Annotated in this window: 16 protein-coding genes; 13 read left to right on the plus strand and 3 right to left on the minus strand. The window is 48.1% G+C overall.

Features of this window, described 5'->3' with window-relative positions; translation table 11 throughout:
• The first annotated feature begins 20 nt into the window (after positions 1–20).
• The gene (locus EBB_RS13950) at positions 21–1,616 is read left to right on the plus strand and encodes an ATP-binding protein (RefSeq protein ID WP_192394409.1); all 1,596 of its coding nucleotides are present in this window, start codon (positions 21–23) and stop codon (positions 1,614–1,616) included.
• 272 nt (positions 1,617–1,888) lie between these two features.
• Positions 1,889–2,362 carry a RadC family protein gene (gene radC / locus EBB_RS13955; protein WP_192394410.1) on the plus strand — a complete coding sequence of 158 codons (474 nt, stop codon included), beginning with the start codon at positions 1,889–1,891 and terminating at the stop codon, positions 2,360–2,362.
• A gap of 664 nt (positions 2,363–3,026) precedes the next feature.
• Here the strand turns inward: radC and nikR are convergent.
• The gene (gene nikR, locus EBB_RS13960; protein ID WP_192394411.1) at positions 3,027–3,476 is read right to left on the minus strand and encodes a nickel-responsive transcriptional regulator NikR; all 450 of its coding nucleotides are present in this window, start codon (positions 3,474–3,476) and stop codon (positions 3,027–3,029) included.
• 130 nt (positions 3,477–3,606) lie between these two features.
• Between nikR and EBB_RS13965 the strand changes: the two genes are divergently transcribed.
• The 11 genes from EBB_RS13965 to EBB_RS14015 all read left to right on the plus strand — a co-directional run bounded on the left by EBB_RS13965 (position 3,607) and on the right by EBB_RS14015 (position 12,356).
• Positions 3,607–4,185: a hypothetical protein gene (locus EBB_RS13965; RefSeq protein ID WP_192394412.1), complete on the plus strand. Its 579-nt coding sequence runs from the start codon at positions 3,607–3,609 to the stop codon at positions 4,183–4,185.
• Between the two features lie 14 nt (positions 4,186–4,199).
• Entirely contained in the window at positions 4,200–4,604 is a 405-nt protein-coding gene (locus EBB_RS13970; RefSeq protein WP_192394413.1) for a hypothetical protein, read from the plus strand.
• A 6-nt stretch (positions 4,605–4,610) separates the two neighbouring features.
• Positions 4,611–5,003 (plus strand): copper resistance CopC family protein, encoded by a 393-nt coding sequence (locus tag EBB_RS13975; RefSeq protein WP_192394414.1) that lies wholly within the window; start codon positions 4,611–4,613, stop codon positions 5,001–5,003.
• Positions 5,000–5,614, plus strand: coding sequence for a hypothetical protein (locus EBB_RS13980; protein ID WP_192394415.1), 615 nt, complete (start codon positions 5,000–5,002; stop codon positions 5,612–5,614). Before EBB_RS13975 ends, EBB_RS13980 begins: the two co-directional genes overlap by 4 nt.
• Positions 5,615–5,650: 36 nt before the next feature.
• Positions 5,651–6,124 (plus strand): hypothetical protein, encoded by a 474-nt coding sequence (locus EBB_RS13985; protein ID WP_225587444.1) that lies wholly within the window; start codon positions 5,651–5,653, stop codon positions 6,122–6,124.
• A gap of 78 nt (positions 6,125–6,202) precedes the next feature.
• Positions 6,203–6,634 carry a hypothetical protein gene (locus EBB_RS13990; RefSeq protein WP_225587445.1) on the plus strand — a complete coding sequence of 144 codons (432 nt, stop codon included), beginning with the start codon at positions 6,203–6,205 and terminating at the stop codon, positions 6,632–6,634.
• 46 nt (positions 6,635–6,680) lie between these two features.
• The gene (locus EBB_RS13995) at positions 6,681–7,256 is read left to right on the plus strand and encodes a HupE/UreJ family protein (protein WP_192394416.1); all 576 of its coding nucleotides are present in this window, start codon (positions 6,681–6,683) and stop codon (positions 7,254–7,256) included.
• 154 nt (positions 7,257–7,410) lie between these two features.
• On the plus strand, positions 7,411–7,779 hold the full coding sequence (locus EBB_RS14000) for a hypothetical protein (protein ID WP_192394417.1): 369 nt from the start codon (positions 7,411–7,413) through the stop codon (positions 7,777–7,779).
• A 184-nt stretch (positions 7,780–7,963) separates the two neighbouring features.
• Complete coding sequence (locus EBB_RS14005; protein ID WP_192394418.1) at positions 7,964–8,629, plus strand: response regulator transcription factor; 666 nt, start codon at positions 7,964–7,966, stop codon at positions 8,627–8,629.
• On the plus strand, positions 8,626–9,951 hold the full coding sequence (locus tag EBB_RS14010; RefSeq protein ID WP_192394419.1) for a sensor histidine kinase: 1,326 nt from the start codon (positions 8,626–8,628) through the stop codon (positions 9,949–9,951). Before EBB_RS14005 ends, EBB_RS14010 begins: the two co-directional genes overlap by 4 nt.
• 134 nt (positions 9,952–10,085) lie before the next feature.
• A complete protein-coding gene (locus EBB_RS14015) occupies positions 10,086–12,356 on the plus strand; it encodes a TonB-dependent receptor family protein (RefSeq protein WP_225587446.1) in 2,271 nt (756 codons plus the stop codon).
• Between the two features lie 78 nt (positions 12,357–12,434).
• On the opposite strand, the gene EBB_RS14020 is transcribed toward EBB_RS14015, so the two are convergent.
• Together EBB_RS14020 and EBB_RS14025 are read right to left on the minus strand one after the other, a co-directional pair.
• Positions 12,435–12,638 (minus strand): heavy metal translocating P-type ATPase metal-binding domain-containing protein, encoded by a 204-nt coding sequence (locus tag EBB_RS14020; RefSeq protein WP_192394420.1) that lies wholly within the window; start codon positions 12,636–12,638, stop codon positions 12,435–12,437.
• Positions 12,631–12,906: an HU family DNA-binding protein gene (locus EBB_RS14025; RefSeq protein ID WP_192394421.1), complete on the minus strand. Its 276-nt coding sequence runs from the start codon at positions 12,904–12,906 to the stop codon at positions 12,631–12,633. The genes EBB_RS14020 and EBB_RS14025 overlap by 8 nt, the downstream gene beginning before the upstream one ends.
• Positions 12,907–13,040 lie beyond the last annotated feature (134 nt).

The raw sequence follows: 13,040 nt of genomic DNA on the forward strand, positions 1-13,040 counted from the left end.
TTTTTATTTGAGGAACTCACATGAAAACCACACAATTATCGGTAAACCCCGAAAAATTGATTAACAACTTACGCTTCAGCTTTACCCAGTCCACCACGGTACTGGGCGAACTGATGCAAAATGCCCGCCGCGCCGGCGCCAGGTTCATCAGCTTCGAGTATTCGGAAGATGCTCGAACCTTGACGGTGTGTGACGATGGCTGCGGCATCGCCTGTTTGAAAACGTTACTCACCGTAGCAGAGTCCGGCTGGGATGTTGAGGTCATCGAACGGGAACATCCGTTTGGACTTGGATTTTTGTCAGCCATTTTTGCCTGCGATGCCATCAGCGTCGACAGCAAAGGCGGTCGCTTTTCGGTGGATACGGCTGAGCTTTTGGCCTTCCAACCGATTGTGATCGAACCCGCGGACTGGCAAGGCATCACGCGTTTGACGTTGACCCAGTTCAAACCGGAAGCGGATCAGATCGAATCCCAGTTGCGTCGCTTGGCGCGGGGATTTCCGATTGAAGTGCGCTTTAACGGTGTCAGCCTGGATCGGCCGCGAGCGATCACATCAACATTACCGTTCATCAAGACCGAACTGGGCGATCTTTACTTGTATGGCTTGTCCCAGGGCGAAGACTGGTTGCGACAGTCGGAGTATTTTCATCTGTATCTGCAAGGTTTACCGATCTATCACAGTCACCACGAACGAGACCCCGGTCATGTCATCCACTTGGATTCAAGCCGGTTTTTCGCTCGGTTGCCCGACCGGGATAAATTGATCGATGAAGCACAGGTGATTGCTGAGGTTAAGCACGTTCTGCAAGGGGAAGCCAGGCAACGACTGGACGTGATCAAGAACCAGCTATCGGCGGAGGACTTTGTACAGGGCTATGACACCCTGAAAACATACCGCTGCCTGGATTTACTGAATGACTTGCCGTTATTGCCCAAACAGGTATTGGCGATCATTCAGGATTATCCGATCAAGGAAGGTTGCAGCAACGTTAATTTGGCTGTGGATTCGCAACCGGTCAGCCGAAGCGATGTGGAAAAAGGCCTTGTCAAAGTTGCCGACTTGGATGATCTCGATGAGGTCGGTGCGCTGCGCTGGATGTTCGCCTGGCACCGCGATTATCGGGTATTTCGGCCGGGGTTGGATGCTAGGCATTGGCTGTTTACATACTTGGTCGATTTGAACGGGCCGGCCATCACCTTAGACATCGTCAACGAAACGCACCGCGCTTTTTTTGAAGGGCAACGGGTGAGTGGTCCGGCGGTATTTTGTGAAAAATATCGGTTAACCCTTAATGGCGAGTCTGTCGACATCGATCACGATGCCGTCTATGACGAGGATCAGGACTGCTTCATCGTACCCACTCGGGGGGCATCCGGATTAGTGGTTTGCCAGGCATCGTCGTACTACGACGAATGGGATACGTTCATGGAATCCGCCAAGGAAGCCGATGAATGGGATTTTCAGAACTTCGTGGTGGCCAATACGGCGGATAAACCCGCGGATGCATTGCAACGACTGCTGCCGAAATTTGGTAGTTGTCCGGCGCTGTTTTCCAGGACCTTTCAAATCGTGCTTGGCAATAGTGGCGATGTCGTCACCGTTGCGGAAATGTAGTCGAAACCCAATCGGGCCGATGGTCGCGGCTGTGTTAGCCCGTGGCTTTTGGCTGGTTTTCTGGCGAACGACCATTTAACAAGCACGCATTCCAAAACACCTGACGCAGTACTGGCGTCAGCTCAAGCGTCTTTAGCGAAATGTGTTCTGCCGACGGTCAACGCCTGCAGACATCGCTGACGATGCTTTGAATATTCTTACAACCCTTCCGGAGAAAGTCCACTCCGCAAGGGGCTGCTTTCTCCAAATTTTATGATTACGGGAGAAAGCCCATGTTATACATTCGAGGAACCAATAATCGTTACCGTATGGCCGATGATCAGGATGTCATCTTAGAGGCCATTCAGATCTACAACCGCACTTTTAGTAGAGGCGAAGCCTTGACCAGTCCGGACAAGGCGAAGGACTGTATCAAGTTAAAATTGGCGCCGTATGAGCACGAAGTATTTGTGTGTCTGTTCTTGGACAATCAACACCGCGTCATCGCTTGCGATGAATTATTCCGGGGGACGATTGATGGCGCTAGCGTGTATCCGCGCGAAGTGGTCAAGGCCTCGTTGCACTATAATGCTGCGGCGCTAATCATGGCCCATAACCACCCATCCGGGATTAGCGAGCCCAGTCAGGCGGACCGCGTAATTACAGCAAAACTTAAAGAAGCCTTGGCCTTGATTGACGTTCGCGTACTTGATCACTTCATCGTCGGCGAGACCGTGTATTCCTTCGCAGAGCATGGCTTGTTGTGAAAAGGTATTGGCGCCGAGACTATTCGTTGGTATCCAAGGCAACCGTATGTATAAACGAAGTTGAGCAATGGATTCGCCATTGGTAACCATGAAGGCGGCGTCGATACGACTGCATAAAATGATATAAAACCACGTCTCCCCAAAATCAGAAGCTAAGCATTGTTCTGAATTCCGGGGAGACTAACTCGTGGCGGTCAGGATACGGCCAATTGTCGCGGTAGAGATACCCATCACATCATTTACCAGCCACTGGTTTTGGGTACGAAGCTGACCTCTATGTTCGTACCCTTCCGTAAATACATGGATTTGAATTCACATCCCACCTCGCTAGCAAGGGTTATATTTTCTCCTCCCATGCTTACCTCAAAAAGCCTGAAGTCCGCAAAAGCAAACCTTGCAGTTCTTACAATTATTATAATAAATCATACCTTTCCTTGCCGGTCGCGCGATGCAGACAAGGAGCAACATCGCTCTCGCTAACTAGTGCCAGTGGCCTATCCTTGAGGCTCAGGCTTCTTTCGAGCATGGCTATCCTAATTTAAGCCTGAAAATTGAGCTAGACATCAAACCTTGCTTTGTATGAAAATAAATAAAATATTTCATACTGATGGTGTCGGATGTCCTTACGTAGCCAGAGTGAAATTCAGTAAAACAATATTAGTGGCTAGCTGTGCGGATGAAAATGAGCATGATGAGCGAAATGAAGTGCGGCGACCTTCACAGGAATTAGATTTAGAGAGCTATGCCTAATGCCTGTTTCAACGGATAGCTTCTGAGCAAAATTACGGATTTGTTGCGTTAAGCCCCGTAGAAATAGGGTTTCTAAACAATCATCGTGATCCAGATGGACATGCGTTGATGAGACAACCAAATCATGCACTTCATGCTGAAGGGTAGTGACGCGTTCGGCCAGATTACGTTCATGATGGTTGTAAACAAATGAAAAGGTAGCAACGCTGTAGATGGTCTGGTCTTGATCCGCGCTTTTTGTTGAGATTTCTTTTCGGAGTAGATCACGAATGGCTTCGGAACGATTGCTATAACCGCGAGCTTCAATCCACTGATCGAAATCCGTGGCTAATTCGTCACTGAGAGAGATAGTAAAACGTTCCAAGGCATGGCTCCATTCTTTTGTTTTTTGATAGTGGATTAAAAATTATAACTCAATGCTGTAAAGCACTCGGGTGGGGTTACAAGCACAGAGGTGTTTGTTTTTGATTTCAATTTTGTTTTTTGAGAATGCTATGCACACCGGGGAATATATTCACGATCATTTCAGCAAAATCGTTATCCGCACCCAAGTGGCAGTGGCCTTAACCTTATTGCTGCTTTTGCCTGCTGCCAATTTTTTCTATCCGACTGATTACAGTATGAAAGCAGGTATCCATGGTGTCAGCGCTATTCTGGCCATCATCATTGGTACCTATCTTACCCATCGCTCCATACCCTTGATTAAAGGCATGCATGTCAGGCTGGAATCTTTACGACTCTGGGTGCTTGGGGCGACGTTGCTGAATTTGGCCGGCGCGATCAGCGGTAACTGGATTTATATGCGCTATCGCGGCCAAGAAGGACCGCGCGATTGGATACTGGCCCATGTACCGACATTTCATAACGTACTGATGGAATTCAAGGAATTCGTTTCTTTGTTCCCCTTTCCATTGATGCTGACTGCTACTTTCACCCTCTACTACTACGGCATGCCCATCCAGCATCGGCGTGATATTACACGTTTTGTTGGCATCACCATCTTGATTTCATGGAGCTTCTTGATACTAGGTTTCGTGGCGGGTTTGGTGTTGGCTAAGTTGCGCTTTGTTTAAAAGGAAAATCCCCGATGATCAATGAAACCGATGATCAAAAACTGCATTCCGGACCAGTAGTGGCCGCCAGCTTGCCGCTGTTGCTGGCATTTTTAACACTGATGGTCAGTCACCATATTTCCAGATTGACCAAAGAACTAGACAACGTTGTGCACTCGTACGGTCACTGGATACCGGGCTCTACAGGCAGCGGCCCAACTGGAAGCATCGGCTCGTATTCGGGTAAAGAGACATTGGCTCTAGGTGTCTGGCTAGTCAGCTGGCTAATTTTTCATCTGTTATGGCGCAAACAGGATTTTCCCTTGCAAGCCTGGACCAGAATTTTTGTGATCGGTTTGCTAATCATCACGCTTGGCTTTTTCCACCCATTGGCAGATCCCATCGTGTTGTTCATTGCGGATTTAGTCGGAGCTCGTTAGTAGTCTATGAATAAGCGAATATTTCAATCCTTGACCGCACTTTCGCTGTTGATCACTAGTTCGCTTAGTTATGCGGAGGGCATACTCATTAAATCCGAGCCAAAAAACAATGCCGCGCTTACTAATTTCGACGGCAACATCAAATTGTGGTTTAGCGGCAATGTCAGTGGACGCTCTCCATCGTTGGTGGTGGTAGACAACAAGGGTAATCGGGTCGACAACAGCGATAGCCGTTTGGTGTTGGGCGAACGCCACCGCCTGACAGCAACAACCAAGCCCTTAACACCCGGCGCTTACGCGGTGCGTTATCGCGTGATTACCGAAGACGGCTTGATTGTCAGCGGTGTGTCGAAGTTTTCCGTTACCGATAGACCGGTCTCCACTGAGGTGAATCCGTGAAAACCGTTCAGATTTTACTGGCGTTCGTCGTGCTGTTCGTTGCCATCGCTCAGTGCCATGCCTCTGTACCTTTGGGCGCTAGTCGTAAAGGTGTGGGGGGCAGTTACGACATGTACGGTTGTATGCACACCAATGATTACTATGTGGTCAATTTCGCTGCGTATCAGTTAGGCGCAAACCAGACAATAGATCCTAAAAATCTGCCGGCGGCGGAATGTAACGATCTGCCAAACATAGGTAAAACTCAAATTTCCATTGATTTGCTTGATTTGGATGTGCGCAAAAAGCCGGTGGCATTAAAGATTCTGCGCGAAGACGGGCAGACCATTGCCGAATTGCCCATGTCCGTCGTGAAACAGGGCGTGCTGTCTTTGACAGTCAATTTTAAAAACGCGGGGAAATATCAGGCCGTTATCAGTGTAGACGACACCGATTTGCATACGCCGCTTGACGTTAGCGCCTTACACATCCCACTGACCGTAGCATTGGTTACAGAACAGTCTGGTGGAAATCACGGGCTGATGATCTTGATTGCCATCTTTGGTGTCATTGTTGCCGCCGCTGCTTTCTTCATACCTCGTTTGCTCAATAGGCAATCTATTGAGTCATAACCTAACCAATATATCTTTCCATCCAAGGGATTCAGTATGAAATTTCCATTTATTCGGATCAGCCAAACCTTTGCTGCGGCCGTTCTTTTGACAGCCTGTGCCAGCCATCATCCACCTGTATCTGAACTGACTCAGTTCACACCAGGCTTGGGTGAAATCATGGCTCAAAGCGCAGTACGTCATGCGAAGCTGTGGTTTGCTGGACGTGCGCAAAATTGGGAATTGGCTGCGTATGAAATAGATGAATTGCATGAAGGCTTTGAAGATGCAAGTAAATTCCACCCCACCCACAAAGACATCAAACAACCGATTCCAGAGTTGATTGCTCGATATATGGACCAACCGCTGGCCGAACTGGAACAAGCCATCAAAGACAAAAATACGCAGGCATTTTCCGAGCGTTACGATCACTTAACAGCATCTTGCAACGCCTGCCATCAGGCAACGGATTTTGGATTCAACAAGGTGATCCAGCCAAGCTTTAATCCTTTTGCCAATCAGTCGTTTTAATTATCGAGTGAAAGATCGAATATCGGATTGATTAGTGGAATGGAAAACAATGGTTTTATCCATAGGCAGGTTTTAAACATGAAAATTTCATCCGGATTTTTAGCTGTATTGATTTGCGTCATGCTCAATGCTTGTGGCAACACAAACCAAATCAATGGCAAGACTATGAAAACCGCTCATAAATCGGTGGCTTTCATCAAAGAACACCTGCCGGCTAATCAGCGCGTCGAATTTGAAGTGGCTTACTGGGGGCTACGCAATCAAATAAAAGACGATGCTGAGTTTCTCAAAACTATTAATAACAAAACCTCACTCGATATTATCGAGCTTGGAAAGGCGAGTTTTACCAAGAGTAAGGCGGCAGGTGTGGTCGAGGTTGCCGGCTATGATAATTGGGATCAAATGATTGCCAAGCAGATTGAACAACGTACCGAACAAGATCGCTCTGCCGTCGATTCTAAAGATAAAAAGGGCTATCCAAGCGTCGATTACAAAATGCACGCGATGTAACGTCAATTCTTTCAGTGAGTTTCAGAAACATAGTGAGGATATAGCGATGAAAAGCAAGGCAAGATATTTTCAAAAATTTAGTTTGGCGGGTTTGGCATTGGCGCAACCCATTGTGGCAACGGCTCATCCTATGCATTGGGCAAGTGAATCGATAGGTTTTCTTAGTGGTTTCATTCATCCAATCACCAGTTCAGATCATATTTTTACTATGTTGGCGGTCGGATTATTAGTATCCAAGGTGAGTAAGAAAGCAATTTGTCTCATGTTTTTATTTTTTGTAACTTTAATGCTGATTGGTGGCGTGTTAACTCTGATTCCTGTTGAAATTGTATACGCTGAGAATGTAATGCATTTTTCCGCTTTATTACTAGGCTTGACTATTATTTCCGGTCACAAGGTTTCGTCGCTTATAGCAATGCCTCTTGTTGCTAATTTTGCATTATTTCACGGCTATGTACATGCCTACGATATTTGGCTTGATGCCGATGCCTTCAGCTATACAGTTGGTTTTGCGTTGGCAACAGCGACATTGATCCTAGTAGGCATAGGCATAAGATCGTTGATTGATCGGTTAGTCCCAGAAGATGATACGCATGTTTTTGGCGGTTCGTTTCATAGGTAAGAGTTTTAGACACCTAGGAATATAGCTTACATATTAATAATATTAATTCATACAAAATCACTCAATTCAAAGGAGTTCACAAAAATCTAAAGTCAATAATTACAACATCAGAAATATTAACCAACGAATACATCAATTAACAAAGAGTTAAATTATGTCGCTAAAGAAAATTTTTATCACTTTCATCCTGTTTTTTTCGATGCTGGGCCTGTCCGGAACTTCCTTTGCAAAGGAAGCAAAGGTAGATAACGCTGCAGTTTTGAAAGATATTGATGCAAAAATCCAGGCAGCTCTGGATTCATTTCCTGCTGCAAATGCTGACAAGACAGCAACCCTGATCAAAGATATTTCCGAGAGTGCTAGTGAATTGAGTGCAAATTATAAATTCGAGTTCGAGCGTGATAAAGCTGTTATCAAATTGAAAAAAGCAAGAGAGTTGACAAAAAAATCTGATTTTGCAGGGGCGGAACAAGAGTTAAAAAGCGCCAGAGAAAGTTTTGCAAATTTGCCAAAATTCCAATAATAGAAATTAAGGTGCCTATATGCAGCCATGAGCGTGGTTTTATGGCTGTATTTGTCTGCACAGCCATGAGCTGTTTAGTTGATGTATGGTTATCCAAAAACGTTACTAATAAATATATTTTTAGTTATTAAAAGTTTTTGAGAGCCTATTATGGGTCTCAATAATATAAACAAAGTTAAATTTAATGAGACTGCTGGTCATTGAAGACGATTTAAATTTATCCTTGTCATTAAAGATGGATTTAGGGAATGCCGGCTACGTGGTGGAGACTACACATGATGGCGAATTAGGTGAATTTCTAGGAGCGACTGAACACTACGACGCCGTGATACTTGATTTAGGTCTGCCGAGGATGTCCGGACTTGAGGTTCTAAGGCAATGGCGTCAAGCAGACAATCATACTCCCGTTATTGTGATCACTGCACGCGATGCCTGGTTTGAGAAAGTCGATGGTTTCAAAGCCGGTGCCGATGATTACCTCTGCAAACCTTTCCATCCCCAGGAATTGCTCGCCAGACTACAGGCTGTCTTGAAACGGGTACACAACCTGAATCAAGCCAAGTTAAGAGTTTATGGCATCGAGCTTGATGAAGATGAGCAAACCGTCACGGTGGATGGCAGCAATATCCAAGAGTTGACCGCGATTGAGTTCCGCCTGTTGCGTTACTTTATGCTGAACGCTGGCAAGGTGCTGAGTAAGACGCAACTAGGCGAACACGTCTACAGCGAATCTACTGAACCCGATAGCAACGTCCTTGAAGTATACGTTAAGCGCCTACGCAAAATTGTTGGAAACGATTTGATTCATACCCGCCGCAGCCAAGGTTATTTCTTCGGGCTCAAATCATGATGTCTCTGCGTAAACGCCTGGGCCGCGGCCTGATGGCGGTGCTGTGCGTGATATTCATCGCACACTGGATTGCCGCGGACTGGATCATCCGCACCGCAGCCGAAAAGCAAATGGCCAACCGTTTGGCCGATGACGGCTACTCGCTGTTGGAAACATTAGCCTATAGCGATAACGACCAGGTCACCTTCAATAATTTTCACATCAGTTCGGTTTACGACCGCCGGCTGTCCGGCCATTACTATTTGGTCAAAGTGGATACCAGGGCCTACCCCTCGCCGTCTTTATTGGACTTCCCTCTAGCTGTTGAACCGGTTGCCCCGGATCAGTCCAGGCTTTACCACCTAACCGGTCCAAATCAAAGCCCGTTACTGGTATTGGGCCTGGGAGCCGTCAGATTCGGGCATAGAGTTAACATCAGTATTGCCGAAGACCTGTCGGCGGTTGATCATGACATTACCTCGATTCGGGCGGCTTATTTCGGCCTAACCTTGCTGATTTTGTTCAGCGCAATCGGTTTGCTGCGCTGGGACATCCAACGTTCACTGCGACCGCTGAATGCGGTTGGTAGCGAATTGGAACAGGTTACCAGCGGCACTAGGCAAAAAATCGAGTCGGATGTGCCGGAGGAAATCCAACCACTGGTGCAAGAGATCAATCATCTACTGGAAGTGCTGGCACGGCGGCTGCAACAGTCTCGAACGGCGATGGGCAATCTGGCCCATGCACTAAAATCGCCGATGACTCTCCTACTCAGAACAACAGAAGATCCACTATTCGATACCCGCATCGATCTACGATTGCAAGTTAACACGCAAGCCGAAACCATCCAGCGCTATATTGAACGTGAACTGAAACGCGCTCGAATAGCGGGCGACCAACAGGCTTCAGCCGCGTTTAACCCGCGTCAGGAAGTCATTGCGCTAAAAAAGACCTTGCGCACTATTTACGCCGATAAGCCTTTGGATATTCAAGTCACCGTACCAAACTATCTCATCCATTTTGATCGCGAAGACATGATGGAGATACTGGGCAATCTGCTGGATAACGCCTGCAAATGGGCGAACAAGCGGATTGATGTTGAAATCACGCTGTCTGACTTAGCGGTTATCCGTGTCGCCGATGATGGCCCCGGCTGCCTCACCGAGGATTTGACGCACCTAACCCAACGCGGCCAACGCTTAGACGAATCGGTTCAAGGGCATGGCCTCGGCTTGGGTATCGTCTTGGACATCGTCGACACTTACCACGGCTCTTTGCAATTTGGACGCAGTAAAACCTTAGGCGGTTTTCTGGCGACGGTAAGCTTGCCTATACGCCAATAGCCACTGAGTTCATCCTCAGGGATTTTCAGCTTCGATTCAGTCGAGTTCGTTACATTAAGGACCGGCGCGTTCCCTATCGGCTTGTCAGGCAATGGGAATGCAGGTATTCCCAATTTCAAATTGAAGCGAATCAAATGCATAAACAACCTGGATTTCTGCCCGCTTTGCTGCTGAGTTTAATGAACCAAAGCGTGGCAGCCATTGAACCTGATCAGCATATCAACCAAGCTGACAATAGCGTAGAAGCTCTGTCAGCCGTTGAGGTAGTGGAAAGCGTTGAAAAAGCCGCGACATTTTCCGGTTCGACTTCGGTGATTGATAAGCAAACCTTGGAACGTGATCAGGTATTTACCGTCAATGAAGCGTTGCGTAAGGTACCGGGCGTTTACGTCCGCGATGAGGAAGGATTTGGTCTGCGGCCCAATATTGCCTTCCGAGGCCAAAATCCTTTCCGTTCCACGAAAGTGTTGTTTCTGGAAGACGGTATTCCGTTCAACTTTGCGCCCTACGGCGACAATGACATTTACTACCATCCGCCGGTGGAGCGCTACGATGGCATCGAAATCTACAAAGGTGCCGACTTGACCCAATTCGGCCCGCAAACCATCAACGGCGCAATCAATTACTTGACACCCAAAGTGCCGACTACGCCCGGCGGTTTCGTCAGCTTTACCGGCGGCAACCGGGATTATTTGAACGGCCACGCTCGCTACGGCGGCATGACCAAGAATGTCCAAGGCCTGGACGCTGTAGGCGGAGTGGTCGATTACGTTCACAAGGAAGGCATGGAAAACCGCGACAATACCTTTGCCGTGGTGGACGACGCCAACCTGAAAAGCATCGTCGATTTCGATGCCCGTAACCGCTTGACCCTGCGCGGCGACTTCTACCACCAGGACGAACAAGGAGCGACCTTCGGCATGACGGATGCCGAATATCGCAATCTGGGCGCTCGTTACAATCCGGACAAGAATGCCAGCTTCATTAACGACCGCTGGTCCACCTCTGCAACCTACGAACATAGCTTCAATAACGACGTAACGCTGGAAACCAGTTTTTACTGGTCGGCCTACGAACGCAACTGGTGGCGGCAGCAGAACCAGTTTCCGACCGAAAACCAATGCGGAGCAACGTATGTGCAAAACCGGCAGAACGGCATTCCGGTCGATATGGATACCTGTAATTATGACATCGGCCGCAAGCGTAATTACGAAACCTGGGGTATCGCGCCGACATTACACGCCAAACACGATTTGTTCGGGATCGAAAGCCATTTGGATGCCGGTTTTCGTGCGCACTTCGAGAATCAATACCGGCAGCAAATTAGAGGGAGTACGCCCACCGCTCGTAGCGGTACTGTATTAGAAAACAATGAGCGTTTCGCGGATGCTTACTCTGGTTTCGTGCAAAACAAATTTGTCTGGAGCGATTGGACGTTTACGCCCGGTGTGCGAGTGGAGTCGGTTGGTTACGAACGCAAGAATTTATTGAACGGCGCGCAAGGCCAAAGCAGCATGACGGAAATCCTGCCGTCATTCGCTATGACGTTCAGTCCCATTGAGGAAGCTACTTTATTCTTCGGCATTCATCGCGGCTTCGCGCCGCCGAGAGTCGAGGACAGCGTCAACAATAGCAACGGTGCATCAGTGGAAGTCGGGCCGGAAATCAGTTGGAATGCCGAATTCGGTATCAGGGCCAGACCGACACGTGGCGTCAAAACCGAATTGACTTACTTCCACAACAATTTCGATACACTGACGGTATTGGGTACAGTCGGTGGTGCGGATACGCCGGTGGCACAGGGCCAAGCGTTATACGAAGGCATCGAGCTGATGGCGCGGACCGATCTCGGCGACGTATTCAATTGGTCGCATAATCCCTACGCGCAAATTGCCTATACCTGGCTGCCGACTGCCGAAACTACGTCGCCGTTCCATTGTTTGCCCGATAGCGGCCAGACTGCGTCCAGTCAGAGTGCAAGCTACACTGGATTTTGTCCGGGCGGCAACGTGTTCGGTTCGGCGGCAGGCAAACGCGCGCCCTATGCGCCGGAAAGCCTGTTGACCGCTACACTCGGGTATTCAAACCAATCGGGTTTTGATGCACATTTGGAAGCGGTATTCGTCAGCGAACAGTTCTCCGATTTTATGAACCTTGATAGCGCTAACGATATGCCGACCGTGACTGGGGGTAATCGCGATGCCTTAATCAAATCCGGGCAGTTCGGCAAAATCAACGATTACGTGGTGGTTAACTTCGCCACGTCGTACAAGATTCACAAGGACTTGACCTTGTTCGTGTCGATGAAAAACATGCTGGACAACACCTACATCGTAGACCGCGTGCGCGGCATTCAACCCGGCGCACCTCGCCTGGTGCAGGCGGGATTCAAATATGAATTCTGATCGCAATATAGCGACTGATGACACGACCGCTTGTTTTACCCCAAATTCGTAAAATCGCTGTTGTGCACAGACGTAGACTTATTTTTGGTCAGAATTATTTGAAATATTAGATGGACCGGCTTCTTCGTTCTGACCGCTGCCGCGTATGAGGGTGTAGAGGGTTTTACAGCCTAAACAACAAAAAATCTTTTGCCCTTCTGCGGTTTTAAGCTCAAACCCCGCAACCTTTACCGGTAAACCGCATAGATCACAGGGCGTATCGTCTGCAACGATTTCAGGCATTCACCGCTTCTTTCAGCACTTTCCCAGCTTTAAACCCAGGTAGTTTTGCCGAAGCAATGGTCAGTTCAGCGCCGGTTTGCGGGTTGCGGCCCTGACGCTCGGCACGTTCCTTGACTTCGAAATTGCCAAACCCCACTAACGATACCGAATCGCCGTTTTTCAAGGTATTTTGAATGGCACTGAGGATGCCATCCAAGCCCCGCCCGGCATCGGCTTTACTGAGGTTCGCATGGCTGGCAATAGCGTCAATGAGTTCGGATTTATTCATAAGGTCCTCGCTGGGCTTAGGGTTGATGATCGTCAATTCCACAGATAATGGTCTTTCGTTTATTCAAATTTGGTAATGCAACAAAGAGGATTAAATCTTGACATCCATCACCTCCAGTATAGGGTTTGGTAGCC

This window comes from Methylomonas fluvii (assembly GCF_014850975.1).
Lineage (GTDB): Bacteria > Pseudomonadota > Gammaproteobacteria > Methylococcales > Methylomonadaceae > Methylomonas > Methylomonas fluvii.

Bases quoted from the DNA above. Each gene is read 5' to 3' on its own strand.
- EBB_RS13950 (WP_192394409.1), top strand. From the start codon at position 21: ATGAAAACCACACAATTATCGGTAAACCCCGAAAAATTGATTAACAAC.
- radC (WP_192394410.1), top strand. From the start codon at position 1,889: ATGTTATACATTCGAGGAACCAATAATCGTTACCGTATGGCCGATGAT.
- EBB_RS13965 (WP_192394412.1), top strand. From the start codon at position 3,607: ATGCACACCGGGGAATATATTCACGATCATTTCAGCAAAATCGTTATC.
- EBB_RS13970 (WP_192394413.1), top strand. From the start codon at position 4,200: ATGATCAATGAAACCGATGATCAAAAACTGCATTCCGGACCAGTAGTG.
- EBB_RS13975 (WP_192394414.1), top strand. From the start codon at position 4,611: ATGAATAAGCGAATATTTCAATCCTTGACCGCACTTTCGCTGTTGATC.
- EBB_RS13985 (WP_225587444.1), top strand. From the start codon at position 5,651: ATGAAATTTCCATTTATTCGGATCAGCCAAACCTTTGCTGCGGCCGTT.
- EBB_RS13990 (WP_225587445.1), top strand. From the start codon at position 6,203: ATGAAAATTTCATCCGGATTTTTAGCTGTATTGATTTGCGTCATGCTC.
- EBB_RS13995 (WP_192394416.1), top strand. From the start codon at position 6,681: ATGAAAAGCAAGGCAAGATATTTTCAAAAATTTAGTTTGGCGGGTTTG.
- EBB_RS14000 (WP_192394417.1), top strand. From the start codon at position 7,411: ATGTCGCTAAAGAAAATTTTTATCACTTTCATCCTGTTTTTTTCGATG.
- EBB_RS14005 (WP_192394418.1), top strand. From the start codon at position 7,964: ATGAGACTGCTGGTCATTGAAGACGATTTAAATTTATCCTTGTCATTA.
- EBB_RS14010 (WP_192394419.1), top strand. From the start codon at position 8,626: ATGATGTCTCTGCGTAAACGCCTGGGCCGCGGCCTGATGGCGGTGCTG.
- EBB_RS14015 (WP_225587446.1), top strand. From the start codon at position 10,086: ATGCATAAACAACCTGGATTTCTGCCCGCTTTGCTGCTGAGTTTAATG.
- EBB_RS14020 (WP_192394420.1), bottom strand. From the start codon at position 12,638: ATGCCTGAAATCGTTGCAGACGATACGCCCTGTGATCTATGCGGTTTA.
- EBB_RS14025 (WP_192394421.1), bottom strand. From the start codon at position 12,906: ATGAATAAATCCGAACTCATTGACGCTATTGCCAGCCATGCGAACCTC.